Source organism: Nakamurella aerolata, from assembly GCF_013002705.1.
Classification (GTDB): domain Bacteria; phylum Actinomycetota; class Actinomycetes; order Mycobacteriales; family Nakamurellaceae; genus Nakamurella; species Nakamurella aerolata.
This window is the reverse complement of record NZ_JABEND010000003.1, coordinates 417,015-443,374: the sequence shown is the minus strand read 5'-3', so window position 1 is coordinate 443,374 and position 26,360 is coordinate 417,015. Positions and strand designations below refer to the sequence as shown.

22 protein-coding genes and 1 riboswitch are annotated in these 26,360 nt (G+C 69.6%); of the genes, 11 read left to right on the top strand and 11 right to left on the bottom strand.

Annotated features, from left to right (window positions below; translation table 11 throughout):
• Positions 1-19 precede the first annotated feature (19 nt).
• From mshB to HKD39_RS20005, 7 genes are all read left to right on the top strand, one after another.
• Positions 20-967, top strand: a complete 948-nt coding sequence (gene mshB / locus HKD39_RS08075; RefSeq protein ID WP_212754209.1) for an N-acetyl-1-D-myo-inositol-2-amino-2-deoxy-alpha-D-glucopyranoside deacetylase — start codon at positions 20-22, stop codon at positions 965-967.
• Positions 968-1,312: 345 nt separating this feature from the next.
• Entirely contained in the window at positions 1,313-4,603 is a 3,291-nt protein-coding gene (locus tag HKD39_RS08070; protein WP_171199324.1) for a glycosyl hydrolase family 95 catalytic domain-containing protein, read from the top strand.
• A gap of 126 nt (positions 4,604-4,729) precedes the next feature.
• Positions 4,730-5,011: a hypothetical protein gene (locus HKD39_RS08065; protein ID WP_171199323.1), complete on the top strand. Its 282-nt coding sequence runs from the start codon at positions 4,730-4,732 to the stop codon at positions 5,009-5,011.
• Positions 5,012-5,425: 414 nt separating this feature from the next.
• Entirely contained in the window at positions 5,426-7,351 is a 1,926-nt protein-coding gene (gene dnaK / locus HKD39_RS08060) for a molecular chaperone DnaK (protein ID WP_171199322.1), read from the top strand.
• A complete protein-coding gene (gene grpE, locus HKD39_RS08055) occupies positions 7,348-8,085 on the top strand; it encodes a nucleotide exchange factor GrpE (protein ID WP_212754207.1) in 738 nt (245 codons plus the stop codon). The genes dnaK and grpE overlap by 4 nt, the downstream gene beginning before the upstream one ends.
• A gap of 27 nt (positions 8,086-8,112) precedes the next feature.
• A complete protein-coding gene (gene dnaJ / locus HKD39_RS08050) occupies positions 8,113-9,420 on the top strand; it encodes a molecular chaperone DnaJ (RefSeq protein WP_171199321.1) in 1,308 nt (435 codons plus the stop codon).
• Positions 9,417-9,902: a heat shock protein transcriptional repressor HspR gene (locus HKD39_RS20005; RefSeq protein ID WP_425488432.1), complete on the top strand. Its 486-nt coding sequence runs from the start codon at positions 9,417-9,419 to the stop codon at positions 9,900-9,902. The genes dnaJ and HKD39_RS20005 overlap by 4 nt, the downstream gene beginning before the upstream one ends.
• A gap of 73 nt (positions 9,903-9,975) precedes the next feature.
• Here HKD39_RS20005 and HKD39_RS08040 read toward each other — a convergent pair whose 3' ends face one another.
• Positions 9,976-11,598: a CHAD domain-containing protein gene (locus HKD39_RS08040; protein WP_171199320.1), complete on the bottom strand. Its 1,623-nt coding sequence runs from the start codon at positions 11,596-11,598 to the stop codon at positions 9,976-9,978.
• A gap of 68 nt (positions 11,599-11,666) precedes the next feature.
• On the opposite strand from HKD39_RS08040, the gene HKD39_RS08035 reads away from it, so the two are divergent.
• Both HKD39_RS08035 and HKD39_RS08030 read left to right on the top strand, forming a co-directional pair.
• Positions 11,667-12,884, top strand: coding sequence for a glycosyltransferase (locus HKD39_RS08035; RefSeq protein WP_171199319.1), 1,218 nt, complete (start codon positions 11,667-11,669; stop codon positions 12,882-12,884).
• Positions 12,881-13,702 carry a PIG-L family deacetylase gene (locus HKD39_RS08030; protein ID WP_171199318.1) on the top strand — a complete coding sequence of 274 codons (822 nt, stop codon included), beginning with the start codon at positions 12,881-12,883 and terminating at the stop codon, positions 13,700-13,702. The genes HKD39_RS08035 and HKD39_RS08030 overlap by 4 nt, the downstream gene beginning before the upstream one ends.
• Positions 13,703-13,772: 70 nt before the next feature.
• Here the strand turns inward: HKD39_RS08030 and HKD39_RS08025 are convergent, their stop codons facing one another.
• Together HKD39_RS08025 and HKD39_RS08020 are read right to left on the bottom strand one after the other, a co-directional pair.
• On the bottom strand, positions 13,773-14,960 hold the full coding sequence (locus tag HKD39_RS08025) for an AI-2E family transporter (protein WP_171199317.1): 1,188 nt from the start codon (positions 14,958-14,960) through the stop codon (positions 13,773-13,775).
• Between the two features lie 350 nt (positions 14,961-15,310).
• Positions 15,311-15,817 carry a MarR family transcriptional regulator gene (locus HKD39_RS08020; RefSeq protein WP_171199316.1) on the bottom strand — a complete coding sequence of 169 codons (507 nt, stop codon included), beginning with the start codon at positions 15,815-15,817 and terminating at the stop codon, positions 15,311-15,313.
• Between the two features lie 134 nt (positions 15,818-15,951).
• Between HKD39_RS08020 and HKD39_RS08015 the strand changes: the two genes are divergently transcribed.
• Both HKD39_RS08015 and HKD39_RS08010 read left to right on the top strand, forming a co-directional pair.
• A complete protein-coding gene (locus HKD39_RS08015; RefSeq protein ID WP_171199315.1) occupies positions 15,952-16,503 on the top strand; it encodes a carboxymuconolactone decarboxylase family protein in 552 nt (183 codons plus the stop codon).
• Positions 16,504-16,622: 119 nt separating this feature from the next.
• The gene (locus tag HKD39_RS08010; protein ID WP_171199314.1) at positions 16,623-16,931 is read left to right on the top strand and encodes a hypothetical protein; all 309 of its coding nucleotides are present in this window, start codon (positions 16,623-16,625) and stop codon (positions 16,929-16,931) included.
• A gap of 22 nt (positions 16,932-16,953) precedes the next feature.
• Here HKD39_RS08010 and HKD39_RS08005 read toward each other — a convergent pair whose 3' ends face one another.
• From HKD39_RS08005 to HKD39_RS07970, 8 genes are all read right to left on the bottom strand, one after another.
• Complete coding sequence (locus HKD39_RS08005) at positions 16,954-17,622, bottom strand: VOC family protein (protein WP_171199313.1); 669 nt, start codon at positions 17,620-17,622, stop codon at positions 16,954-16,956.
• 47 nt (positions 17,623-17,669) lie between these two features.
• A complete protein-coding gene (locus HKD39_RS08000; RefSeq protein WP_343074638.1) occupies positions 17,670-18,929 on the bottom strand; it encodes an Nramp family divalent metal transporter in 1,260 nt (419 codons plus the stop codon).
• 125 nt (positions 18,930-19,054) lie between these two features.
• Positions 19,055-20,320 carry an L-rhamnonate dehydratase gene (gene rhmD, locus HKD39_RS07995; protein ID WP_425488431.1) on the bottom strand — a complete coding sequence of 422 codons (1,266 nt, stop codon included), beginning with the start codon at positions 20,318-20,320 and terminating at the stop codon, positions 19,055-19,057.
• The gene (locus HKD39_RS07990; RefSeq protein WP_171199312.1) at positions 20,314-21,366 is read right to left on the bottom strand and encodes a zinc-dependent alcohol dehydrogenase; all 1,053 of its coding nucleotides are present in this window, start codon (positions 21,364-21,366) and stop codon (positions 20,314-20,316) included. The genes rhmD and HKD39_RS07990 overlap by 7 nt, the downstream gene beginning before the upstream one ends.
• 128 nt (positions 21,367-21,494) lie before the next feature.
• Positions 21,495-22,478 carry an amidohydrolase family protein gene (locus HKD39_RS07985; RefSeq protein ID WP_171199311.1) on the bottom strand — a complete coding sequence of 328 codons (984 nt, stop codon included), beginning with the start codon at positions 22,476-22,478 and terminating at the stop codon, positions 21,495-21,497.
• 151 nt (positions 22,479-22,629) lie between these two features.
• Positions 22,630-23,286, bottom strand: coding sequence for a methionine ABC transporter permease (locus HKD39_RS07980; RefSeq protein WP_171199310.1), 657 nt, complete (start codon positions 23,284-23,286; stop codon positions 22,630-22,632).
• Entirely contained in the window at positions 23,283-24,521 is a 1,239-nt protein-coding gene (locus tag HKD39_RS07975) for a methionine ABC transporter ATP-binding protein (protein ID WP_171199309.1), read from the bottom strand. The genes HKD39_RS07980 and HKD39_RS07975 overlap by 4 nt, the downstream gene beginning before the upstream one ends.
• Positions 24,518-25,594 carry a MetQ/NlpA family ABC transporter substrate-binding protein gene (locus HKD39_RS07970; RefSeq protein WP_171199308.1) on the bottom strand — a complete coding sequence of 359 codons (1,077 nt, stop codon included), beginning with the start codon at positions 25,592-25,594 and terminating at the stop codon, positions 24,518-24,520. The genes HKD39_RS07975 and HKD39_RS07970 overlap by 4 nt, the downstream gene beginning before the upstream one ends.
• A 483-nt stretch (positions 25,595-26,077) precedes the next feature.
• Positions 26,078-26,189, bottom strand: a riboswitch (SAM riboswitch).
• Positions 26,190-26,360: the final 171 nt, after the last annotated feature.

Sequence of the window (26,360 nt, the reverse complement as noted above, 5' to 3'; positions counted from 1 at the left end):
GCTGCCGTACCGTGGGCCGGTGAGTTCCGTCGACCGCAGACTGATGCTGGTGCACGCCCATCCCGACGACGAGTCGTCCGGCACCGGCGGCACCATGGCGAAGTACGCGGCCGAGGGCGCCGCCGTCACGCTGGTCACCTGCACGCTCGGCGAGATGGGTCAGGTGGTGGTTCCCGAGCTCGAGCACCTGCGCCACGACCGCGACGACGCCCTTGCGCCCGTCAGGTTGCAGGAGCTCACCGCGGCGATGGACGCGCTGGGGGTCACCGACTTCGTGCGGCTGGGCGGCGACGGCACATACGCCGACTCCGGCATGGCGACGGACGAGCGCGGCCTGGCGACGGCCAGCAATGAGTTGCGCCCCAACGCTTTCTGGTCGGCGGACCTGTTGCAGGCCGCGAACGACCTTGTTCCGCTGATCCGCGACCGCCGGCCACAGGTGCTGATCACCTACGACGAGTTCGGCCACTACGGGCATCCCGACCATGTCCAGGCGCATCGGGTGGCTACCTATGCCGCTGCGCTGGCCGCGACCGCGTCGTACCGGCGCGACCTCGGCGAGCCGTGGCAGGTCGACCGGGTGCTGTGGGTCGCCATCTCCGAGGGGCAGATGCGCGAGATGATCGCCGGCGCGCAACAGGAGTACCGCGATCGGGTCGCCGCCGCCGAGGCCGCCGGTGAGCCGGTGCCCGAGGAAAGCTTCTTCACCCGGTTCGACCTCGACTCCGGCGAGGTGCCGCCGATGAGTTGCCCCGACGCTGACATCGCCGTGCAGATCGACGGCTACCCGTACCGCAAGCAGCGGTTCGCCGCGCTGCGCGCCCACCGCACCCAGATCGCCGCCGACGAGTTCTTCTTCGCCTACGAAGATGCGCCGGCCGGCCCGATGTGGAACGAGTGCTACCGGCTGGCCGGCGGAACCCCGCTGCCGCCGGGTGCCACCGACCTGTTCGCCGGGCTGGACTGAGCCGGCCGCGGCCGAGGGGCGCACGTGTCCCAGCGGCGGCCCGGCCGGGTCAGCGACAACGACGGCGATCGCCGGCTTGCCCTAGACGTGGGATGCATGACCCGGTTTAATTGCTGCTACCGACCAGAGCTTGCTGCCAGACGCTCGCGTGTGACCCCGCTTCCTCCTCGCTGTTAGTGATCTGACCAGCAGCGATAGCGGGACACTCGAGCGGTGCGGCCCGCTACCGTCCGACTGCGCTTTTTGCCAGACCTCCGATCTATAGCGGCACCCCCGCGGTCGACTCGACCAAGAAAGCTCGATCGAGAAAGCCCGACCAAGAAGGCTTGACCAAGAAAGGCAGTCATGACCCACAACGACGTGGCCCCCTTCCGTTCCGCGTCCCATCCCGAGGCTCATGCCGATTCCCACTCCGGCCCGGCAGGCCAGGGAACGCCGGCAGCGCCAGCGGGCCGAACGCCCACCAGGCGTTCGCTGCTCAAGGCCGGCGGTTTGCTGGCGCTGGCCCCGATCGCCGCCGGGCTGGCCCGGCCCGGTGAGGCGGCCGCGTCCGTCATCAGCAGGCTGGCGGCCGCGCCGGCGTTCACCTGGCCGACGTTCGCGCCCGACGCGCTGAGCTTTGCCACGCCGGCGACCAACTGGGAATCGCAGGCGCTGCCGGTCGGCAACGGACGGCTCGGCGGCGTGCTCTTCGGGGGCACCGATGTCGACCGCATGCAGTTCAACGAGATCAGCCTGTGGGGTGGCGTCAACAATTACGACAATGCCCTCGCCGGCAAGGACGACAGCGCGTACGACACCAGCATCACCGGGTTCGGCTCGTACCTGAACTTCGGTGAGCTGCAGATCGACTTCGGTACCGGCGCCGAGCCGCAGTTGTCCGCCCCCGGCGGTCCGTACCAAACCTCGTCGTCGGAAACCGTTGCGCAATCGGCAGACGGCAAGTCGAACACCAAGTGGTGCATCGTCTCGCCACCGGCAAAGGTGCAGTGGCAGTTGCACCTTCTCACCGCGCGCACCGTCACCGGCTACACCCTCACCAGCGCCAACGACGTGCCCGACCGCGACCCTGCACAGTGGATACTCGAGGGCTCGACGGACGGCCAGAGCTGGCAGCAGATCGACCGGCAACAGCTCGCCGCCCCGTTCGAGAGTCGTCTCCAGGCAAAGCATTTCACCGTCGCCTCGCCCGGCGAGTATCGGCACTACCGCTTCACCTTCACCCCGCGTGCCGGGATCAGCCACTTCCAGGTTGCCGAGATTGCCCTTGACGGCATCTCGATGGGCGCCGCGCCGACCATCTACGTCTCGTCGCCGAGCGGTGACGGCGCCGGTATGCGGGGCCGCGCCGCCGGCATCGACAAATCCGTCGACGCCGCCGACAACACCGCATGGCGGGTGCAGGATCCGGGCCGCAACAAGCCGGACATCGTTTGGCAGGCCATCAGTTCGGCCGCCGCAACGCTGACCGGGTACCGCATCACCAGCGCCGCCGTCAACGGCCGGGTCGACCCGGCCAGCTGGACGGTGTCCGGCTCGGCCAACGGTCGGGACTGGACGGTGCTCGACCGGCGGTCGGGTGAGCGGTTCACCGCAGCGGGCCAGACCCGCGAGTTCAGCATTTCCGGCGCGGGCAGCTACCGCTACTTCCGGATCGCCTTCGCGCGCGCCACTGCGGCGGGCAAGCTGGATGTCGGCAACATCGCTTTGCTGGCAACGAATCTGACCAATGCCGCAGCCGTGGTCGACTACTCGAGATCGCTGGACATCGCGGGTGCGGTGCACGGCACCAGGTATCTCAAGGACGGCGTCAAGCACGCGCGGCAGGCCTTCGCCAGCATGACGGACGATGTGCTGGTGCTGCGGTACACCGCCGACACCGCGGCAGCCCTCTCGGCCACGGTGCGGCTGACCAGCGGCCAGCCTGGCATCACGACCGTCAGCGCCGCGGACGGGTCGCTGCGGTTCGCCGGCACCATGGCGAACGAGCTGTCGCTGGCCTGCACCGTCAAGGTGATCCCCACCGGTGGCACCCTGCAGGCCGATGGCGGCACGGTCAGCTTCGCCGGCTGCGACGCCGTCACGGTGATCCTCGACGCCCGCACCGACTACCAGCTCAGCGCAGCGGCCGGCTGGCGCGGGAAAGCCCCTGCGCCACAGGCGGATCAAGCGGTGGCGGCCGCCGCGGGCAAGTCCGTTGCCGCACTGCTGGCTGCCCATCAGGACGATTTCGCGGCCCGCACCGGACGGGTCGCGATCGACCTCGGCAGCAGCCAGGACGAGGTGCTCGCGCTGCCCACCGACCAGCGGCTGGCCCGCTACGCCGGCGGCGCGGCCGACCCGTCGTTGGAGCTGGCGGTGCTGAACTTCTCCCGCTATCTGCTGATCAGCTCGTCCCGCCCTGGGTACCTGCCGGCGAACCTGCAGGGCTTGTGGAACAACAGCAACACCCCGCCGTGGGCGTCGGATTACCACACCAACATCAACCTGCAGATGAACTATTGGGGCGCAGAGCCCACCGATCTCGGCGACGCGCACACCGCGCTGGCCACCTTCATCCGCGAGGTCGCGGTGCCCAGTCGGGTCGCCACCCGCAACGCCTTCGGCGATGTGCGCGGCTGGACGGCGCGCACCAGCCAGAGCATCTTCGGCGGCAACAGCTGGGAGTGGAACGTCGTCTCCAGCGCCTGGTACTGCCAACACCTGTGGGAGCACTACGCCTTCACCCAGGACCGCGGCTACCTGGCCGACCATGCCTACCCGCTGATCAAGGAGATCTGCGAGTTCTGGCAGGACCGGCTCAAGGAGTTGCCCGACGGCACCCTGGTGTCGCCGAACGGCTGGTCACCCGAACACGGCCCGGTCGAGGACGGCGTGATGTACGACCAGCAGATCATCTGGGACCTTTTCCAAAACTATCTCGACGCCGCCGATGTGCTCGGCGCCGATCCTGACTTCAGGGCGACCGTCGCCGACCTGCAAAAGCGGTTGGCCCCCAACAAGATCGGTCGCTGGGGTCAGCTGCAGGAGTGGCAGACCGACCGGGACGACCCGAACAATATCCATCGGCACACCTCGCACCTGTTCGCGGTGTACCCGGGACGCCAGATCACCCCGAGTACGACGCCGGAGTTCGCCGCCGCCGCCATGGTGTCGCTGAAGGCCCGCTGCGGCGAGAAGGACGGCGTGCCGTTCACCGCCGCGACGGTGTCGGGCGACAGCCGGCGCTCGTGGACCTGGCCGTGGCGGGCGGCGCTGTTCGCCCGGCTCGGCGACGGTGAGCGCGCCGGGATCATGGTGCAGGGGCTGCTGACGTTCAACATGCTGTCGAACATGTACGCCACTCACCCGCCGTTCCAGATCGACGGCAACCTCGGCATCTCCGGCGCCATCGCCGAGATGCTGCTGCAGAGCCACGACGGCGCGATCTCGCTGCTGCCGGCGCTGCCGCCGCGCTGGGCGCCGAGCGGATCGTTCCGCGGCCTGCGGGCACGCGGCGGCTACCGCGTCGATTGCCGTTGGGAGAACGGTGTCGTCACCGACTACCGCATCGTCGCCGACCGCACCGCCAGCACCGCGCCGGTCACCGTCAGGGTCAACGGCAAGACCGCCGCGGTGACCCCCACCCGCGGCTAATCCCGCCGTCTCGACCAAGGCGGGCCGTTGGGTGGTTGACAACAGCGGAATCGCGTCGCCGTCGTAGCTGACAGGTTGGTTGGCTATTCAGGTGAGCCGGGACGACAACGACATGGAGGTTCGGTGATGGCCAAGTACCGCGACACCGGCGACCCCGACGTCGCCGACTCCGATGTGACGCTCGCGGACGGGACGAATCTCGGTGACGTCCGCGAGCAACTCATCAACGAAGTCTTGACCAAGGCTGGTCGGCCCTCGTTGACAGGTCCGGGGCAGCGGTCGCCACAGGTGTCGTTCCGCCTGCCTCCCAGCCTGCGCGAGGCAGCTGAGCGTGCGGCGTCGCGCGAAGGGATCACCGTCTCCAGGCTGGCTCGGAAGGCACTGGAGGAGTACCTGGCCCGACACTGAGGCGGCGCTCGCGCGTGCTGCCTCGTCGTTGCCCCTCCGCCGTTCGATCGTCCGGAGGCCCGGCTGGTTGGCGCAGTAAAGCGGCGTTGGCGGCGCCACCGGCATGTGACCGGGCTCACTTCCGCGCCCAGGAACAATCGGTGCGGCGTTGTGGGTTGGTGGGGATAGAAGTTGAGTCGATCTTGCTCAAGAGCTGGGTCGGGGCGAGTCCATTCGGATGTCGTCGCGCGCGGCGCCTGCCGCCGCGCGGGCATCATGTTGAGCCGGGTAAGCTCAATGTTGGTCTCAGCTCGGCAGTGTTGAACACAGGCTCAACCAGCTGATCAGGGCACATACCGCGGCCGGTCCCGGCCGGGTCCGCGGGTCATCGGCTCGACCGGCAGCAGGCCGGCGAGCAGGAGGAGGAGCAACCGTATGTCTCGTGCAGTAGGAATCGACCTCGGCACCACCAACTCGGTGGTCAGCGTGCTGGAGGGCGGCGAGCCCACCGTCATCGCCAACGCCGAGGGTTCCCGCACCACCCCGTCCATCGTGGCGTTCGCCAAGAACGGTGAGGTACTGGTCGGCGAGGTGGCCAAGCGTCAGGCCGTCACCAACGTCGACCGCACCGTCCGCAGCGTCAAGCGGCACATGGGCACCAACTGGGACGTCGACATCGACGGCAAGAAGTACACCGCGCAAGAGATCAGCGCCCGCGTCCTCGGCAAGCTCAAGCGCGACGCTGAGAGCTACCTGGGTGAGCCGGTCAGCGACGCGGTGATCACGGTCCCGGCCTACTTCAACGACGGCGAACGTCAGGCCACCAAAGAAGCCGGCGAGATCGCCGGGCTGAACGTGCTGCGCATCGTCAACGAGCCCACCGCTGCGGCGCTGGCCTACGGCCTGGACAAGGGCGAGAAGGAACAGACCATTTTGGTCTTCGACCTTGGTGGCGGCACCTTCGACGTGTCGCTGCTGGAGATCGGCGACGGTGTCGTCGAGGTCCGCGCCACCGCCGGCGACAACCGGCTGGGCGGCGACGACTGGGACGAGCGCATCGTCAACTGGCTGGTCGACAAGTTCAAGGCAGCGCACGGCATCGACCTGACCAAGGACAAGATGGCCATGCAGCGCATCCGCGAGGCCGCGGAGAAGGCCAAGATCGAGCTGTCCAGCTCGCAGCAGACCTCCATCAACCTGCCGTACATCACGGTTGACGCCGAGAAGAACCCGCTGTTCTTGGACGAAACCCTTTCCCGCGCAGAGTTTTCCAAGATCACCTCCGACCTGCTGGACCGCACCCGCCAGCCGTTCCAGCAGGTGATCAAGGACGCCGGCATCAAGGTCTCCGACATCGACCAGGTGGTGCTGGTCGGCGGTTCCACCCGGATGCCCGCCGTTACCGACCTGGTCAAGGAGCTGACCGGCGGCAAGGAGCCGAACAAGGGCGTCAACCCGGACGAGGTTGTTGCCGTCGGCGCCGCGCTGCAGGCCGGTGTGCTCAAGGGTGAGGTGAAAGACGTTCTGCTGCTTGACGTCACACCGCTGAGCCTTGGCATCGAGACCAAGGGCGGCATCATGACCAAGCTGATCGAGCGGAACACCACCATCCCCACCAAGCGCTCGGAGATCTTCACCACCGCTGAGGACAACCAGCCGTCCGTGCAGATCCAGGTGTTCCAGGGCGAACGCGAGATCGCCGCGTACAACAAGAAGCTCGGCATGTTCGAGCTGACCGGCCTGCCGCCGGCCCCGCGGAACGTGCCGCAGATCGAGGTCACTTTCGACATCGACGCCAACGGCATCGTGCACGTGACGGCCACCGACAAGGGCACCGGCAAGGAGCAGTCGATGACGATCACCGGCGGCAGCGCACTGCCCAAGGACGACATCGACCGGATGATCAAGGACGCCGAGACGCACGAGGCCGAGGACAAGGCCCGCCGCGAGGAGGCCGAGGTCCGCAACTCCGCCGAGCAGCTCGTCTTCCAGACCGAGAAGTTCGTGAAGGACAACGACGAGAAGCTGCCGGACGAGCCGAAGCAGCGTGTCGGCGAGGCCATCGACGCGGTCAAGAAGGCGTTGGAGGGCACCGACATCGCGGCATTGAAGTCGGCGGTGGAGACCCTGGCGACCGAGTCGCAGCAGTTGGGTAGCGCTCTCTACGCGCAGCAACAGTCAGACGGCGCTGCTGGCGCTCCCGGCGCTGACGGCGCTGCTGGTGCAGGCAGCGCTGACGGCGCAGGCGGCACCGGCGCGTCCGGTGGTTCCGGTGATGACGACATCGTCGACGCCGAGATCGTCGACGATGCGGATGCCAAGGGCGACAACGCGAGCGAGAAGAAGGACGATTCGCAGTGAGTAATCGGAACGACTTGGGCGGCGACCCGCAGGGCGAGCAGGACAAGCCGTTCCAGTTCACCGACAAGCGGCGGATCGATCCGCAGACCGGGTCCCGGCGGCCGGACGGCAGTCCCGCCGCCGGGCCGGCCGGTGGCTCGCCGATCCCCGGTACCGGCGGCGGCAACCCCGCCGACCCGGCCCAGGCCGGGCAGCCGCTGTCGGTGAGCCCTGGTGCCACCGGCGATGTTGCTGCGCTGCAACAACAACTGGGCGAGCGGACGGCGGATCTGCAGCGGGTGACGGCGGAGTACGCCAACTACCGCAAGCGGGTCGACCGTGACCGCGAGCAGGTGGCGGTGGCGGCCAAGAGCAGCGTGCTCTCGGAACTGCTGCCGGTGCTTGACGACATCGACCGCGCCGAATCGCACGGTGATCTGACCGGGGCGTTCAAGGCGGTGGCCGACAAGCTGTCAGGGGTGCTCACCAAGCTCGAGCTGGAATCTGTTGGCGCCCAAGGTGAACCCTTCGATCCTGAGGTTCACGAGGCGGTGCAGTTCACCACCTCGCCCGAAGTCAGCGAGCCGACCGTCACCGAGGTGCTGCGGCACGGCTACCGCATCTCCGGGCGACTGGCGCGCCCTGCCGTTGTGGTGGTGACCGGGCCAGAGCACGAGGCGGCCCAGCCCGCGGGCGGCGGCGCCGATGGTGCCGCCGGCCCAGCCGGGCCGGCCTCGCCGGACCCGCAGCACTGATCATCAACCCAGCGAAGGGAGGCTGAGGTGGCAGCTCAGGACTACTACGAGAAGGACTATTACGCCGAGCTCGGGGTGCCCAAGAGTGCCACCTCAGCCGAGATCAAGAAGGCCTATCGCAAACTCGCCCGCGACCTGCACCCGGACAAGAATCCGGGCAACAAGCAGGCCGAAGACAAGTTCAAGGCCGTCTCCGAGGCCCACGACGTGCTGGCCGACCCGGCCAAGCGCAAGGAGTACGACGAAGCCCGCGACCTGATGTCGTCCGGTGCGTTCCGTGGCTTCGGCGGGCAGAACACCGGCGGTGCAGGCGGTTTCGATCTCGGCGATCTGCTCCGCAACGCCACCGGCGGCAGCGCCGGCGGCGACGGCGGCGGACTCGGCGACCTGTTCGGTGGGCTGTTCAACCGCGGCGGCGGTGGCCGGACCAGGACGAGGGCGAGGCGTGGTGCCGACCTGGAGACCGAGGTGACCATCGGCTTCGACGATGCGGTGAACGGCACCCTGGTGCCGCTGCGCATCACCGAGCGCGGCACCTGCGACACCTGCCACGGCACCGGTGCCCGGCCGGGAACCAGCCCGCGCACCTGCCCGATCTGCGAGGGCACCGGGCTGATCACCCGCAACCAGGGATCGTTCGCCTTCTCCGAGCCGTGCGGAAACTGCGGCGGCACCGGATCGGTGATCGACGACCCGTGCCCCACCTGCCACGGCGAGCGCACGGTGCTGAAGACCAGGACGCTGAAAACCCGTATCCCCGCGGGTGTTTCCGACGGTCAGCGCATCAAGCTCACCGGCAAGGGCGAGCCGGGCGTCGGCGGTGGTTCGGCCGGCGACCTTTACGTTGTGGTGCACGTGTCCGGCCATGAGCTGTTCGGCCGCTCCGGCGACAACCTCACCCTCACCGTTCCGGTCAGCTATCCGGAGCTGGTGCGCGGCACCACTGTTCGAGTACCGACGCTGACATCAGCGGTGTCGCTGCGCATCCCGGCGGGGACCGCGTCCGGCCGCAAGTTCCGGGTCAAGGGTGCGGGCGTGACCGGCAAGAACCGCACCGGCGATCTCATCGTCACGGTGGAAGTGCAGATCCCGCAGAAGATTTCGGCCGAGGCGGCGCGCGCTCTCGACGAGTTCGCCGCCGCCGTCACCGACGACCCGCGTCCGCACATCACCGCCAAGGTGGGCACTGCCGCCGGCGCCGATGCCGGAACCGACTCCGCGCAGCCCCGCGGCAGCGGCCGACCCGCCGCCGCCGGCACCGATGCCGCGCCGAACGGGTCGCCCACTGCCGGCGACGAACCGGCCGGTAGCGGCTCCGGGTGGCGGGCGCCGTGAACGGGCCGCACCCCAACCAGCGGCCGAACCGGCGCCGCTCGGCGGCCGAGCAGGCGGCCGATCACGCCGCCGCCACCTTCGTGATCTCGGTGGCCGCCGAGCTGGCCGGCATGCACGCTCAGACCCTGCGCTCCTACGACAGGGAGGGCCTGGTGTCGCCGGGGCGAACCTCCGGTGGTGGCCGGCGCTACTCGCAGCGCGACATCGAGTTGCTCCGCGAGGTGCAGCGGCTGTCGCAGATCGAGGGCGTGAACCGGGCCGGCATCCGCCGCATCATCGACCTGGAGGCAGAGGTGGATGCGTTGCGGCGGCAGCTTTCCGAGGTGAAGGCGGAGAACGCCGCGCTGCGGGACGAGGTATCCGTCCGGCGCGCCGAGGCGGCAGCGGCTGCCGAGGCGATGGCCGCCCTGCCGCCCCGCGCCGACCTGGTGCCCTACACCCCCGGCACCGCGGTGGTGCGCTGGAGTCGCCGGCCCCGGTGAGGCAAACGCTACCGCCGGCGCTCAGTCTCCGGCTCAGCCGAGCCTCCGCCACCGCCGGCGCTCTGCCTCCGGCTCAGCCGAGCTGACCGGCGAGTTCGGTGTCCTGCATGGCATCCCAGGCATCGGTGAACTCGTCCATGGCTCCGGCAGCCACCGCCTGCTCGACCGCGTGCACCCGGCCGAGGGTGAAGCCGGCCGGACCGTCCGTCATCGGGTCTGCGGCCAGTTCCACCAGCACCGCGGCGGTGACCTGAGCGTCCTGGTGCTCGCCGAGCACCTCCTGCACCTGCTCAAGACCGGCGGCGAACACCACAGCATCGTCACCCAGCACCGCGATGCTCGCCTCGGCGGCGTAGCGCAACGTCTTCGCGGTGCGGCGCACCGCGTGGGCAGCCTCGATGTTGTCCGGGTCGCTCAACGAGTCGTCGGCTCGAGACTTGAGTTCCCGCCACACCTTTGCCAGCTGCAGCGGCACCTCGGTGGCGGCGCTGCGACCGGCCCGCGCGGTCAGCTCCGGTTCGGCGATCAGCTGGTCCAGTCGCCGCAGCATGGCGAAATAGCCTGCGCTGTCCACATACTGGCGTACCGCGGCATCCGCCGTCCGCAGCCGCCGGCCCAACTCCAGCTCGATCAGCGACCTGGCTCCGCCGCTGAACTCGGCCGGTTCGTCGGCCATGGCCTGGTCCAACCGGATCCGCACAACGTGCAGATCTCTTGCCACGCCCATGGTTCTGGCGAATTCACGCAGCGACTCGCCAAGCATCTGCGTTGCGTCCCTGGCGAACAGCCCGCCGAACGTCGACAGCACCGAACGAATGCGGCGCACGGTGGCGCGCGCGGAGTACAGCGCGTCGGCGGACGGCTGGTCGTCCTCCCGGAGCAGCCGGTCGCAGGCGATCAGCCGATCGCGCAGCCTGGACAGCGCGGCCAGGACCGCGGTGCCAGCCGACTTGGATTTGCCGGGCGGGGACGGTGCCGGCGGTAACGGCAACGCGCGGGCCAGCTTCGAGGGCGCGTCGGCCGGCCGTGCTCCGCCGTCGATCAGCGCCTTGACGGTGGCGGCCAGTTGCTCCGCGGTGCCACCGAGCAACTCCACCTCCACCTCCCGCCAGCGCTGCGGGGCCGCGGCCCCGTCCGGCCGGGTCGCCGTCACGTGATCGTCGGCGATCTCCACAGCGGGGGTGCCGTCGGCATCGAGCAGCCGCACCACCCTGCGGGTGTTCTGCAGCCGGGCCACCGGACGCAGCCGGCCGTCCCGTGCGGTGCCACGAACCAACGCCGCCAGGGCCCGCGGCACCGTCACCGCGGTGGCGCCGTTCCCGGAGCCGAGCGGAAGCTGCACCTCGGTGCGGCCCTTGACCATCGGGGTCGCCGCATCGGTCGGGTCGCTCGGCAGCTTCAGGTGCCAGCCGGCGTCGTCGCCGCCGGTGCGCCGCCGCAGCGTGACCTTCGACCGCAGCAGGTCGAGCTGGTCGGTGTCGAAGTAGGTGGCGTCAAGTTCGTGCACAACCTCGGGTTCGGCGGCGGTGAGGCCGGCCTTGCGAACGGCTTTGTGCTGCAACGGATCCGGCAGCGTCGCGGCCGCATCGACGGTGAGCTTCGACTCGATCTCCACATGCTTTGCCGGGCGGGCGGCAGCTGGGCTCGGTGCGGCGACGGCCTTGGTGGCTGCGGACGGCAAGCTGGGGGAGGGCACCTTCTCTCTCTACTGCACACCCCACCGGTTATCAACCTGGGGGCGCCGGTCTCTCTAGGCTGGTCGCTATGACCGCCCCCGCCGTGGCGCTGGTGTCGATGCACACCTCGCCCGCCGACCTGCCCGGCTCCGGGGACGCCGGCGGCATGAACGTCGTCGAACTGGCCCAGGCGCAGGCGTTGGCCGCGCTGGGCCAGCCGGTCGAGCTGATCACCCGCAGGCAGGACCCGGCCGCGCCGGATGTGCTCGAGCTCGCGCCGGGGGTGCGGCTCCGGCACCTGACTGCCGGGCCGCCGCAGCCGCTGCCCAAGAGCGAGATCGACAACTACCTCGACGATTTCACCGCCGGCCTCGCCGCGCTCGACGGCTACCGGCTCTACCACTCGCACCATTGGATGTCCGGCATGGCGGCGCTGCCGGTGGCGCGGCGCCGCGGCGTGCCACATGTGCAAAGTTTCCATTCGGTGGCGGCGCCCATCGGGTCGCCGCTGGGCCGGGGCGAACCTCCCGAGTCCGAGCGCCGGATCGCCGGCGAAGCGTTGCTGGCCAAGGATTCCGACCTGGTGGTGGCGATCAGCGCGGCCGAGGCGCGCACCGTGATCGAGCGGTGCGGCGCCGACCCGGACCGCGTCAGCATCGTGCAACCGGGAGTCGATCTTGAGCTGTTCCGGCCGCGCCGGCCCGGCGAGAAGTGCTGGCCGCTGCCAGCAGGGCGGGCCGCCGGCGACGCCGGCTACCTGCTGTTCGCCGGTCGCATCCAGCCGCTCAAGGGGCCGGACCTGGCCATCGAGGCGCTGGCCGGGGTGCCGCCGGAGATCCGCCCGCTGCTGGTGATCGCCGGTGACGTCGCCGCCGATTTCGCCGGCTATGCCGAGGAACTCAGGGCGTTGGTGGATCGGCTCGGGCTGACCGACGACGTGGTCTTCGGCGGGTCGCTGTCACGCGCCGAGCTGGCCCATGCGCTGCGTTGCGCCACCATGATGCTGGTGCCGTCACATTCGGAGACCTTCGGGCTGGTCGCGCTCGAGGCGGCGGCCAGCGGGGTGCCGGTGATCGCCGCGTCGGCCGGCGGGCTGCGCGAGGCGGTGGTGCACCTGGAAACCGGTCAGCTGATCGACAGCCGCGAACCCACGGCCTGGGCGGACACCATCAGCTCGCTGCTGAGAAACCGAAAGAGGTTGGAGCGTATGGGGATTGTCGCCAGAGTGCACGCCAGGCGCTTCCGCTGGGACGAGGTCGGCGTCCGGCTGTTGAGCATCTATCGCGAGTTGGTGGAGCGGGCATGAGCGATCACGCACCGGCCCTTGAACCGAGCGGCCGCAGCCCCGAGGCGGCGACCGCGGTGCTGCTCGGCTCCGGTCCGGTGGCCTTCGTGCACGCCCATCCCGACGACGAGACGCTGGCCACCGGAGCGTTGATCAGCTACCTGACCCGCAGGCACCGTCCGGTTGCCGTGCTCACCGCCACCCGCGGCGAGGCCGGCGAGCTGGTGCCGGGAGCGCTGCCGCCGGACACCACCGCCGACCAGCTCACCGAGCACCGGGAGACCGAACTGGACGCCGCCTGCCAGGCGTTGGGGGTGCAGCGCCACGACTTTCTCGGTACCCCGCCGGCAAGGGCGGCCGCCGCGCTCGACGCCGCCGGGCCGCGCCGCTACACCGACTCCGGAATGCGGTGGGTGCGGCCAGGTTTGGCCGGCCCAGCCGCCGACGCCGGCCCGGACAGCCTGACCTCAGCCGCGGTCGACGACGCGGCCGCGGATGTCGCGGCGTGGCTGGCGGCGGTGGCTCCCGACGTGGTGCTGACCTACGACGAGCACGGCGGCTACGGACACCCGGATCACGTACGGGTCAACGAGATCACGGTGGCGGCCGCCGCCAGGGTCGGTATCCCCGTGGTGTTCGTTGTCTCGCCCGCGCTCGCCGACAACGCCGCGCTCGGCCCGATCGACTGGCTGCAGCTCGGCGACGAGTTGCCCACCGTGCAGCAGGCCCTGGCGCACCACCGCAGCCAGGTCAGCGTCGACGGCGCCGACGTCGTCCACGTCGGCGGCCAACGCGAACCCATCCTGACCAGGGTGGGACTGCGGTTGGCCGCGCCGTAACTCCTTGCGCCGGCGGCGTTCCCAGCCGGAACCCGGCAGGGGCGTCCGCGGCGCCGGCAGAGGCGTGCCGCTATCTCCGCTTCGGGTCGCGGTCAGGGTCGCCGATGCGCGGACGGTCTTCGATGCCCTCGGCCAGGGTGGGGCGACTGGGCCTACCCGCCTTGGGCAACGGCCCGTTCCCGAGTTCGGGGAACGGGTCGTAGCCGTGCAGGTACCGCACGACCGAGTTCACCATCGCCAGCACCGGAACCGCGAACAGGGCGCCGACAATGCCGTACAGCGAAGACCCCACCACCACCGCCAGCAGCACGGCAAGTGGATGCAGCGACACCGCCTTGCCCATCAGGAACGGCTGCAGCACATGGGATTCCACCTGCTGCACCAGCAGCACGACGCCCAGCATCACCAGTGCCGAGACCAGTCCGTGGGTCACCAGCGCCACCAGCACGGCGACCGCACCCGAGGCGATCGCGCCGACAATCGGGATGAACGAGGTGACGAACACCAACAGCGCGATCGCCACCCACGCCGGCAGCCGCAGGATCGCGGCGCCGAGGCCGATCCCGACCGCGTCGATGGCGGCGACGATCACCTGCACGCGGACGTACGACGAGAGGCTGACCCAAGCGCGCCGGCCGGCCTGATAGGTGGGTTGCCGTGCGGCCGGCGGCATCAGGCTGATCAGGAAGACCGCGATCCGCTCGCCCTGACTGAGGAAGAAGAAGCTCGCGAACAGGGCGATCAGAATCCCGGCGAGGAAGTGACCTGCGGTGCCGGCCCAGGCGGTGCCGCGCTGTACCCAGCTGGAGCCGCCGTCGCCCGAAAACGCTTGCTGTGCCTTGTCGATGTAGCTGTTGAGCTGCTCCTCCGACAACTTCAACGGACCGGTGTGCAGCCAGTCCACGATCTGGTCGATGCCGGCGCGCGCCTGGTTCATCATGTCGGACATGCCGGAAGCGATCTGCGCACCGGCGAAGGTGAACAGCCCCGCGACGACGGCGACAAGACCGAGCACCGTGGTGAGCGTGGCGAGCGCCCCGGGGAACTTGGCCCTGTCCCTGAGAAAGTCGTGCACCGGCTTCAACAGTGCGGTGATCAGCAGCGCCACCGCCAACGGGACAATGATCATGCTGAGGGTCTGCAGGCCGACGACGGCCAACGCTGCGACGGCCACAATCACCAGCAGTCGCCAGCCCCAGGCGGCCGCGAGGTTGATCGCCCGCGGGACGCCCGGCGGCGCTGCTTCGACCAGCACCATTTCGCCGTCGGCAGGCGGCGCACCCGCCGTTGACGCACCCGCCTGTCCGCGGGCAACGCCCGATGACGCCACAGCATCGGTATCTGAAATGCCTGGATTGTCTGTCGAACGTGCCGAAATCCCTTGCTGCACCGCATCATCCGGATGGCGGTGTTCGCCCGTCTCGGACCGCCGCGGGTGCTCCGCGCCGGATCCGTGCTGCTCGCTGGTCATTGCGCTCCCAGTGTCACTGTGATCGGTAATGCCTTGTGATCGGTACTGGCTGATCGGTACTGCGTTGCCGCAAACGTTGCCGCAAAACGCTGCTGCCGGCCCCGCCGACCTTAATGGCCGCCGCGGGTGATCGCCCACTACTGGCCGCCGAGCCAACTCGCGGAGTCGGTGCGCAGGGTGACCGGGCCGGTGAGCTCGGCGAGCGTCCGCTCAAGGGCAGCGACCGCCTGCTCCCCGACGCGGTCCGCCCACTGGGCCCCGAGGCGGTCGAAGATGGCCGCGGAGTGGGACAGCGCGGCGCGACCCCTGGCCGTCAGGGTGGCGGTGCGGCGCCGCGCATCGGACGGGTCCACCGTCAGCGATATGTAGCCGAGACCGGCGAGGGTCTCAAGGGTCTTGCCGGCCGCCTGCTTGGTCACGCCCAGCCGGGTCGCCAGATCGGCAGCGGCCAGGCCGCCGCCGGCACCCCCGATGGCCTGCAACGCGAAACCGTGTGCCGGCCGCAGGTCGGGGTGGCCGCGCGCGCCCAGCTCGAGGTGCAGTGCCTCGATGAGCTCCCGGAACCCGGCGAGCAACAGCAGCGGCAGCCGGTAGCCGGTCCCTGGCTCAGTGGTCTTGGGCTCGGTCTCGGGCTCAGTGGTCACGCGTCCTCCGGCAGGCAACTCTGGTTACTCCTCGACCATATAGACAACCAGGTTGTCTATATGGTCAACTTGATTGCCCATCTTGACCGATGCCGGCGCCCAGCGCGTACTGAACGGCAATGAAAGGCAGACCCATGACCACTCCCGTCCCCGTTACCGACCCTGTTTCCGACTCCGTTGCCGATCGCTTTGTCGATCTGGACGAGGACTCGGCGCCGTCCCAGGCGCGGGGCACCCTGAGCCGGCTGCGCAGCCAGTTCGGGGGCCGGCTGCCCAGCGTCATCGGCAGGATGGCGGCGTCGCCGACCACCCTGCGCACCTTTCTGGACGCCAGCGCCGCGTTCGAGTCCACCAGCCTTACACCCCTGCAGCGGGAGACCGTGATCATGACCGTCGCGGTGCGCAACGGCTGCGAGGTGTGCGTGCAGCTGCATTCGCGCAAACTCGTCGCCATCGGCGCCGACCGGCGGGACGTTGACGCGCTGCGCGCCCGACACGAGCTGAGTCGGCCCGATCTGCTTGCCCTGCAACGGTTCACCCATGCGGTGATGGACACTGCCGGCGCTGCCACGCCGGCGCAGCTGGCCGAGTTCAAGGCGGCGGGGTTCAGGGCGCAACAGGCGCTCGAGGTGGGCGCCTATACCCTCTCCACCTACGCCAACCGGCTCACCCGCGGAACCTTGTGACCAGCTGACGGCGGGAGCGGAACCGGCGGGGAGAGCGCGGCGTCCCAGTGCCAGTCCGGCCGTTGTCGGATGCGGACGATGGCGGTGGCAGGGGTGGCAATAGCAACAGGAGGGTGAGGATGCCGGGGAAAGTGCTGTTGCTGGTGGGCAGGCGACTCGGCCGGTTGATCGGGCTGGCTGCAGACGCCACCAGCCCGCTGAGCCTGTTGGGCTTCGTCGGCCGTGGCCAGCGCCGGAACCGCCCCAGCCTGTATCTGGAGGAACCGGCGCCGCCGCGGCCGGCCGCCGACCCGGCGGATGATGTGCCGGAACGCTTCCGATCGCGATCGGCAGGACGCGGCTCGGTGCGACCGAGCAGGACGCGGCGGCAGGGTCAGCCGGTCGGCAAGCGCCAGCGGCGTCCGGGCGATGCCAACGGCACCGGCTGACAGCAGCCGCCCGGCGCCGGGGTCAGCTGCCGTCCGGCGGGTCGTTCCAGGTGCAGACGCAGGCCTCGTTGCCGTCGGCGTCGGCCAGCACCCACCAGGACGGCGCGAACCGGTCCGTCACCAGCGTCCCGCCGGCGGCCACCGTGTCGGCCACCCGCTGCTGCGCCAGCTCCACAGGTACATAGACATCCATATGGATCCGGTTCCGGCCGGCCCGCGGTTCGCTCTGCTGGAACCAGATCGCCGGCCCGAGCCCTGACGGGTGCACCACGTCGACAGCACCGTCGCGTTGTGGCTGGTCGGCATAGCCGAGCACCGCGCGCCAGAACGGCCGGATCGCCGCGATGTCGGCGCTGTCGATGGCGATCTCCAAGCGCGCCAGGGCTTGCGGGGCCGGCCGGTGCCCGGCCGCCGCGGCCAGGTCGGACACCACGCTGGCCAGCTCGACGTCCGGCTGGGTCACGCCGTGCGCGTCGGCAGAGGTGGTGGTGACCTGCACCAGGTCCGGGGCGCGCACATCGATCTGCGGGTAGTGCCCGAGTCGGTCGGCGGCCTCGGTGATCCTGGCGGCGAACGCGCCGGCGGCGAGGTAGCTGCCGCAGTGAAAAGCGGCCTGCAGCCCGGCGATCAACCAGCGCCAGTCGGGCAGGTCGTTGTGCGAGAACTCGTTGGCACCCAGCCGCTGCGTCATCGGCTCAGCCTAGCCAGCAGTGACCGGCCGGCTCGGCGACGGACTGCTCAGCCGGCAAAGGTGATGACGAGCAGGAACATGTTGAGCCCCACCACGATTGCGGTGATCAGGCCGCCGAGCAGCTTCACCACCGGTCCGTTGACCAACTCGGCCATCACCACCCGGCGACTGGTGAAGATCAGCAGCGGGATCAACGCGAACGGCAGCCCGAAGCTCAGCACCACCTGACTCAGCACCAGCGCCTGGGTGGTGTTCGGCACCAACGCCAGCACCACAAGGGCCGGGATGGTGGAGATCAGCCGGCGGAGCCAGATGTTGCTGCGCACCCGGAGGAATCCCTGCATGATGGCCTGCCCGGCGAACACCCCGGCGCAGGCCGACGCCAACCCCGAGGCCAGCATCGCCACCGCGAAGCACACCGCGAACACCGTGCCGCGGTTGTCGGCGAAGGCGCGGTACACCGCATCCAATTCTGATGAGGTGCCGGCCGGCAGCTCGGTGGCGATCAACAACATCAGCGCGTTGACCACCCCGGCGAGGGTCATCGCCACCAGCACGTCCCGCCGCAGGTAGCGCAGCAGCACCGGCAGCGGAGTGCCGCGCCGGCGCTCGGCCGCGAACGACCCGGCCAGCGACGAGTGCAGGAACACCGCGTGCGGCATCACCGTCGCACCGATGATTCCGCAGGCCAGCAGCGCCGACGCCGAGTCGTCCAGCCGCGGTACCAGACTGGCCAGCGCAGCGCTCGGGTCGAACGGGGACCTTGCGATCAGGTAGATGAAGCACCCGGCCAGCACCACCAGCAGCGCCACCACAACGATCGGGAACAGCTCGCGGCCCTTGACGCGCATCCGCAGCACCAGCATGGACACGGCGGCGACGATGATCCCGCCGGGCAGCAGCGGGATGTCGAACAACAGCTGCAGGGCGATGGCGCCGCCGACGAACTCGGCGAGATCGGTTGAGATGACGACGATCTCGGCCACCAGCCACAGCGTGATGCGCACCGGGGTGTTGGTGCGCTCGCGGCACACCTCGGCCAGGCTCTGCCCGGTGGCCAGGCCCAGTTTGGCGGAAAGATACTGCACCACCATCGCCATCAACGCGGCCGCGACCACCGCCCACAGCAGCAGGTACTTGTAGTCGACGCCGGCGCTGATGTTGGTGGCGATGTTGCCAGGGTCGACGAAGGCGATCGCCGCGACGAATGCCGGGCCGATCAATCCGAGCAGCCGCCCGCGGGCGACGAAACCGCGCAGCGGTACCGCGTCCGTCGCCGCCGGAGCGGTGCTCGGCACCTCGCTCACCTGCCCGTCGTCCCGGCGGCAGCAGCGGACCCACTCACCGCATCAGTAGACCAGGGCACGCCAGAAGTTCGACGCAGCGGGGGCATCGGACTGGCCCACCCGCCGCACAGCTTCAGGTCTGCAGGTCAGTGCCGGTACGGCCGACGCAGCGGTACCTCGGGGTTGAGGCGAACCCCGAATCCGGGACGGTCCAGTTGGTCGATGCGGATCCGGCCATCCCGCGGCACCGGTTCGTCCAGCAACAGTGGGTCGAACATCGGCACCACCCGGTCGGCGCCAGGGGCCATCATCAGGAACTCGGCGAACGGACTGCTCCGCTGCGTCATCACATAGTGGTAGGAGTAGACGCTCGAGCCGTGCGGCACCACCAGCACCCCGGCGGCGTCGGCGTCCTTGGTGACGTGCAGCAGTTCGGTGAGGCCACCGCACCAGCCGACATCCGGTTGCAGGATGTCGGCGCAACGCTTTTCCAGCAACAGCTGGAAGCCCCACCGGGTGGCCTCGTGTTCGCCGGTGGTGATCTGCACGCTCTCCGGCGACGCCGCCCGCAGTCGCGCGTAGCCGTTGTAGTCGTCAGGGGGCAGCGCCTCCTCCAACCAGCGCAGCCCGTACCGGCTGGCGCCGTCGGCAAGGGCAAGCGCGTACGGCAGGTCCAGCGACATCCAGCAGTCCCACATCAGTGAGAAGTCCGGACCGACCCTGCCGCGCATGTCGGCCAGCGCGTCCAGGTTCTGCTGCATTCCCGCCTCACCCTCGGCCGGGCCGTGGTGCAGTGGCATCTTGCCGCCGATGAAGCCGAGCTGCTGGGCCAGGTCCGGTCGCGCACCGGTGGCGTACATCGGCTGCTCGTCGCGCACCGCGCCGCCCAGCAGGGCGTGCACCGGCTGTCGCCGCAGCTGCCCGAGCAGATCCCACAGCGCCAGATCGACGGCGGAGATGGTGTTCAGCACAACGCCTTTGCGACCGTAGAACAGGGTGGAGCGGTACATCTGGTCCCACAGCAGCGCGATGTCTTCCGGCCCGGTGAGTTCGGCGCCCTCCAAGAACCTGGCGAGGTGCCGCTCCACGATCCAGGCGCCGAGGTCGCCGCCGGTGCTGACGGCGAAACCGGTGACGCCGGAATCGGTTTCCAGCTCGACCACCAGGGTGCCGAGCACGTTCAGCCCGAACGATTGCCGGCTGGCCCGGTACTCCGGGTAGATCGACATCGGGGTGGCGATGTGATCGTCGATCCAGTGCCCGGCGGGCTGATCGTGGTAATCGGCACCCGCTGCCGGGGCCGGGCCGGCGGTGCCCGAGTCGGGGCCGGCATCGACGCCGGAACCCGCACCCCCGGCGGCGTAGGCGCGGACGCTGCGGATCCGGCCGCCGCCGCTCGCGCCGCTCACGATGACACCTCTTCGATGCGCTGCTGCCAGGGGAACACCAGGATCTTGCTGGCCGCCGAGGTGCCTTTGGCCAGCGCGGAGAACGCGGCGTCGGCCTGGTCGATACCGACGCGGCCCTCCACCAGGGTGTCCACACCGGCCGGGCGGGTGCCCACCCAGGCGGCGGTGTCGGCGAATTCCCTTGCGGTGTAACAGAAGCTGCCGATCAGCGAGCGCTGCCGAGTGGAGATCTCGAACGCCGGGATGGTCAGCTGCTGCGACCCCATGCCGACCAGGACGATCCGGGCGGACGGGTCGGTGCAGGCGAACGCGGTGGCCAGGGTGGCGTCAACGCCGACGGCATCAACCACCAGGCTGGGCGCGCCGCCCAACGCCTGACCGATGGCGGCGGTGGCGTCCTGCGCGGTCGGGTCGACGCCGATGGCGCCGAGCGCCGCGGACAGCTCGCGGCGGTGCTGGTCGGGCTCGGAAACAGCAATCGCCTTGGCGCCCAACCGCTTCGCCGCCAGCACACAAGCCTGCCCGATCGGACCGCCACCGATCACCAGCACGGTGTCGGCGTCGGTGCACTCGCCCCGGACCAGGGCGTGGTACCCGACCGCCAACGGTTCCACCAGCGCGCCGTATTCCTCCGGAGTGCCGGCGGGCAGCGGCACCACCGCACGCCGTGGCACCACCAGCTGCTGGGCGAAGGCGGACACGATGGCCGGGTCGACGCCGATGACGCGCTTGTTGGGACAGTCCGGCTCGTCGCCGGCAAGGCAGGCGGGGCAGTGCCCGCAGGCCAGGACCGGGTTCACCGTCACCAGCGTGCCGGCGGCTGGGGCATCCGCGACGGCCGGCCCGACGGCACGGACCCGCCCGACGGTTTCGTGGCCCATCACCTGGCCGGCCCGGCGCCGGCCGTTCTCTCCGGAGTAGCCGTGAAAGTCGGACCCGCAGATGCCGGTGGCGATCACGTCGATCAGCACCTCGCCCTCACCGGGCACCGGGTCAGCGAGGTCGGCGACCTGTAGCTTCCAGAAGTCTTCCAGGACAAGAGCTTTCATAGCGGCGTTCCCTGTTCACGTCGGGGTTCACAGTTGGGTTGACAGTGGGGTTGACAGCACGTGCACCGGCGGTGCACCAAGGCTAGAGCACGCCGATCAGGCGGCCGTGCGATCAGGCGGCTGTTCGATCAGGTGCGTATGCGGTAGGCAGCCGCGGCTACCCGCCCGAACATGTCGGCGCGCTCGTCCGGTGAGTGCTCGACGGTGAGAATGTCGAAGGCCTGGTACAGCTCTCGGTAGGTGGAATAGAGCGAATCGACCGGGAAGTTGCTGCCGAACATGCAGCGGGCGGGGGTGAAGGCGTCGATGCAGGCCTGCACCACCGGCGCTAGTGCGCCGGGGCCGGCCTGCGCCCACAGGTGGTCGGTCATGCCGATGCCGGAGATCTTCATCAACACGTTGTCCTGTGCCGCCAGCGCCGCCAGGCCCGCGAGGTACTGATCGACCGCCGGTTCGCTGCGGTCCACCGGCATGCCGGCGTGGTTCACGATGATCGCCGTGGACGGGTGGTCGGCCGCGAGCCGCGCCGCCGCCGGCAGCTGCTCGGGGTAGGCCTGCAGATCGAACGACAATCCGCGCGGTTCCAGCAGGGCAAAGCCGGCCAGCCACTGCGGATCGGTGATCAGATCGCTGCGGTCGATGTAGCTGAGCGCCGGATCCGGGTGCCAGTTCAAGATGTCGCGGATGCCGCGCACGTTGGGCAGTGTGACGAGCTCGTCGAGGGTGCCGGACACGTCGGGGTCCGCCAGCTTGGCACCAGCGACGATGGCTTGCGGCAAGCCCTGCGCCGGGTGCCCCGATGCTGATGCTGCCGCAGTGTCGGCCAACTGTTGCAGCCACCGGGCCTCGACGATCGGATCCGCGGCACCGGCGTCGACGTGGACCGAGGCCAGCAGCGGCAGATCACCGACGTCCGCGAGATAGTCGGCGACAAGGTAGTCGCGGCGAATCGCGGCGTCGTCCCCGTGCACCGCAAGCTTTCCCGCGTTCTCCTGCAGCCACGGGTAGTGCTGCTGCAGGTCCCACAGGTGGTGGTGGGAGTCCACCAGCGGCGGTAGCTCGGCGGCCTCCCGGCTCGGCCCCGCGCCCGCGGCTGACGGCTGTGCGGCCATCTCGGCTCCTTCGCTACGACCGGCACTTGCTACGCACCGGCGCCGACCACAAAATGAGGTTTCAGTTCTGGCCGGTACTGCCAAGCATAGCGATGGTGGTTGCCTCGGCAGCGGTCGCCGAGCGTGCCGGTCGATCCCGCGGAGCCGTTGCTCACCGGCGCAGCGCCGTCCTGGCCAGCCGGTTGCCGGCGAACTGCGCGATCTGCACCAGCACGATGATCGCGGCCACCGCCACCCAGGTCACCTGCCAGTTGAACCGCTGGTAGCCGTAACTGATCGCGAACTGGCCGATGCCACCGACGCCGACCGCGCCGGCCACCGCCGTCATGTCGACCACCGCGACGAACACAAAGGTGTAGCCAAGGATCAACGGTCCCAGCGCTTCCGGCAGCAGCACGGTCGCGATGATGCGCGTCGGTGAGGCGCCCATCGATCGCGCCGCTTCGATGACGCCGGGCTCCACCGTCACCAGGTTCTGCTCGACGATCCGGGAGATCCCGAACGTCGCCGCCAGCACCAGCGGCACGATCGCCGCAACGGTGCCGATGGTGGTCCCGGTCAGGCCGAGGGTGAGCGGTCCGACCGCGGTGATCAGGATGATGAACGGGATCGGCCGGACGATGTTCACCGCGACGTTCAGCACGGTGTGCACCGCGCGGCTTGCCAGCAGCCCGCCCGGCCGGGTCACGGTCAACGCCACCCCGAGCAGCAGCCCGAGCACGCCACCGGCCAGCAGCGTTGCCGCCACCATCAGCAGGGTCTGCACCACCGAGGTGCCGAACACCGGCCACAACTCGTCCCAACTCATCGGCGCTCCTCGGCCTTGCCGTCGGTGTGGTCGGTGCTGCCGGTCCCGGTGTTGTCGGTGCGGGTGTTGTCGGTGCCGGTGCTTGCACCGGCGGTGGCATCGCCGCCGCTGGCGGGACCGGAAACGCGAGTGAGCATGCCGTCCGCCTGTGCCGCGAGCTCGTGCGCCCGGGAGAACCACTGCGCGACAGCGGGTTCCGGTCCTTCGATGCCGAGAGTGAACGAGCTGAAGTCGCCGTCCTTGAAGGTGCTGACCCCGCCGTGCACCACCTCGACAGGCACCCCGAGCTCGGCTCCGGCCACCAGCACCCGCGACAGCAGCCCCGCGTCCGGGCTCACCAGTTGCCCGAACTGCTTGGCCGGATGCTGTCGGCGCAGCTGCCCCCATCGGTCGGCGTCGGGCTGCTGGCGCACGTCGGCCTGCACGAAGCGCCTGCTGGTGTGATGCGTCGGCCGGGCGAAGACCTGTTGTACCTGGCCGACTTCGGCCACCCGACCCGCCTCGAGCACCGCGACTCGGTCAGCGGTGCTGCGCACCACGTCCATCTCGTGGGTGATCACCACAATGGTGATGCCGAGTTCGCGATTGACCCGCCGCAACAGTGCCAATACCTCTGACGTGGTCTCCGGATCGAGCGCGCTGGTGCTCTCGTCGGCCAGCAGCAGGGTCGGCTCGGTGGCCAGTGCCCTGGCGATCCCGATGCGCTGCTTCTGCCCGCCGGACAGCTGATCCGGGTATTGCCACGCCTTTTCGCGTAGGCCGACAAAGTCCAACAGCTCGGCCACCCGGCGTTCGCGAGCGGCCTTGTCCACGCCGGCGACCCGCAGCGGGAAGGCGATGTTGCCGACCACGGTGCGCGAGCGCATCAGGTTGAACTGCTGGAACACCATGCCGATCCGGCGGCGGATCGGCCGCAGCTGACGCTCGGTCAACGTGCTGATGTCGGTGCCGGCCACGGATACCCGCCCCGATGTCGGCCGTTCCAGTCCGTTGATCAACCGCACCAGGGTGCTCTTGCCGGCGCCCGACCGCCCGACCACTGCGAAGATCTCGCCGCGCCGCACCTGCAGGTCGACGTCCTGCAATGCGGTGACACCCGGCCCGGACCGCGCGGGAAACACCTTGCTGACAGCCGAGAAACTGACTGCGGGCGAAGCAGAATCGCCCGGCCGCCCGGCGGCGGCTGCCGGCTGGCTGGGAGTGGTCGGGTTGGTCAAGGTGGTGGAGCCGGTCATGCGGACTGAACCTGCTTCTCCAGGTCGGCTTCGATCTTCTGCAGGTCGGCGGCGGGGCGCTTCACCAGGACGGCCGTGCCCTTGGACTCCGTTGTCACCGCCTGCTGCACCTCTGGGCTGTAGTACAGCTCGGCGACGGTGCGGTAGGTGGGGTTGTCCTTGTCGGCCGCCCTGGCCACGAACGCATTGATGTAGGGCTCCGCCGCGGGCTTGGCCGGGTCGTCGGAGAACAGCGCGGACTTCGGGTCCAGCTTCGCCACCGACGCAAAGTTGTTGTTCACGATCGCGCCGTCCACCCCCGGCAGCGCGGCGACGGTCTGCGCCGCGTCCACCGGCGTCACCGTCACCTTCGACGCCGCGGTGTCGATGTCGGCCGGGGTGGACAGCACAGACCCGCCGCCCTTCAGCTTGAGCAGGCCGGCCTGCTGCAGCACCAGCAGAGCGCGCGCCTGGTTGGTGGCGTCCTGCGGGATGGCGATGGTTCCTCCGGCCGGAATCTGTTGCAGCGCGGTGTGTTTACGCGAGTAGAGGCTCAGCGGCACCACCAGGGTGGACCCGATGGGCGTCAACGTGTCGTTGTTCTCGACGTTGTAGTTGGCCAGGTACAGCAGGTGCTGGAAGAGGTTGAGATCGATCTGCCCCTGGCGCAGCGCCGGGTTGGCCTGGGTGTAGTCGGAGAAGTTGACCAACTCGATGTCGATCCCCTTGTCGGCGGCCAACTTCTGCAGCACCGGCCAGTACGGCGAGGAGGCCTCGGTGGTGCCGATCTTGACGGTGCTGCGACCCGCAGCGCTGCTGTCGCCTCTGCCGAGAGTGAGCGCGAGCGTGGTGACAACACCGGCCACCACCAGTACCGCAACGGTGGCCAGCGCGATCAGCCGGTTCCGGCTCGGTTTCGGCTTGGGCGGCAAAGCCGTTGCGGTGGTGGAACTATTCGCTGACGCCCGACCTGTGCTGGCTGCGGGATCCGGCGCCGTGGGGTCGCCGGGACGGCCGGCCTCGTGCTTGTCTGGGTTGTTCTGATCGCGGTCGTTCTGGTCGGGGGTGTTCTGGTCGGGGTTGTTGACGGGCATGTCGGGTCCTTTCCGGACGGGAGGCATAAGGAATGCACAGGCGGTACCGAGTCGTCGGCCTCGCTCGTCGGCAATGACGAAAAGGCCTGGGCTGGTAGAGATCCCGGCGTTCGATGCGGTCGCGGGCAAGCGGTGAGCGGCCGGTGCTGAGCGGCCGGTGTCGAGTGGTCAGCCGCGCGCACCAGCGGAGACCACAGCTGCGAAGACTGCGGCTGTGAAGACTGGGGCTGTGAAGACTGCGGCTGCGGCGACTGCGACCGCGGAGACTGGGCTGCGGAGACCGCGGCTGCGGTGACTACGGCTGCGGGCAGGCGCGACATCGACGCGCAGCGGCGGCCGGCTTGTCCGGCGCCAGATGCGGGTCGGTGAACGGTCCGGCCGCGACGTTCTGCGAGGTTGCTCGGTGCGAGCCCGGCAGAGTTGATCGGCGAGACAGGGACAGCATGGCGAATCCTCGAACCATCGGGCGTTGCGTGGCAACGCGGAGCGTGCTTACGAGATGAGCCACCTCGTCGGGTCGTCACCTGGAGCACCCCGCCACGTTCGTGAGGGTTGCCGCCCAGCAAGCCAGGGCTTGTCGCTGGGTCTCATGACCACCACCGAAGGTAGGAGCGGCCGCGCGGCGCTGTCAAACGGCGGTGCCGCGATGCAAGAAAGCTCACAGGCGCCGATGCCCGGTCCGAGCCGGCCACCGGCGGCACCGCTGGTGGCGTCGAATGGAACACCCGCAACCAGTTCGGCGTTGCAACCGGCAGACAGGCCGGCT

Coding starts and splice junctions, on each gene's coding strand:
- HKD39_RS08070 (WP_171199324.1), top strand. CDS start 1,313: ATGACCCACAACGACGTGGCCCCCTTCCGTTCCGCGTCCCATCCCGAG.
- dnaK (WP_171199322.1), top strand. CDS start 5,426: ATGTCTCGTGCAGTAGGAATCGACCTCGGCACCACCAACTCGGTGGTC.
- HKD39_RS08005 (WP_171199313.1), bottom strand. CDS start 17,622: ATGACGCAGCGGCTGGGTGCCAACGAGTTCTCGCACAACGACCTGCCC.
- HKD39_RS07980 (WP_171199310.1), bottom strand. CDS start 23,286: ATGAGTTGGGACGAGTTGTGGCCGGTGTTCGGCACCTCGGTGGTGCAG.
- HKD39_RS07975 (WP_171199309.1), bottom strand. CDS start 24,521: ATGACCGGCTCCACCACCTTGACCAACCCGACCACTCCCAGCCAGCCG.
- HKD39_RS08010 (WP_171199314.1), top strand. CDS start 16,623: ATGCCGGGGAAAGTGCTGTTGCTGGTGGGCAGGCGACTCGGCCGGTTG.
- HKD39_RS07970 (WP_171199308.1), bottom strand. CDS start 25,594: ATGCCCGTCAACAACCCCGACCAGAACACCCCCGACCAGAACGACCGC.
- HKD39_RS08025 (WP_171199317.1), bottom strand. CDS start 14,960: ATGGTGCTGGTCGAAGCAGCGCCGCCGGGCGTCCCGCGGGCGATCAAC.
- HKD39_RS07990 (WP_171199312.1), bottom strand. CDS start 21,366: ATGAAAGCTCTTGTCCTGGAAGACTTCTGGAAGCTACAGGTCGCCGAC.
- HKD39_RS08030 (WP_171199318.1), top strand. CDS start 12,881: ATGAGCGATCACGCACCGGCCCTTGAACCGAGCGGCCGCAGCCCCGAG.
- HKD39_RS08035 (WP_171199319.1), top strand. CDS start 11,667: ATGACCGCCCCCGCCGTGGCGCTGGTGTCGATGCACACCTCGCCCGCC.
- HKD39_RS08065 (WP_171199323.1), top strand. CDS start 4,730: ATGGCCAAGTACCGCGACACCGGCGACCCCGACGTCGCCGACTCCGAT.
- HKD39_RS07985 (WP_171199311.1), bottom strand. CDS start 22,478: ATGGCCGCACAGCCGTCAGCCGCGGGCGCGGGGCCGAGCCGGGAGGCC.
- HKD39_RS08015 (WP_171199315.1), top strand. CDS start 15,952: ATGACCACTCCCGTCCCCGTTACCGACCCTGTTTCCGACTCCGTTGCC.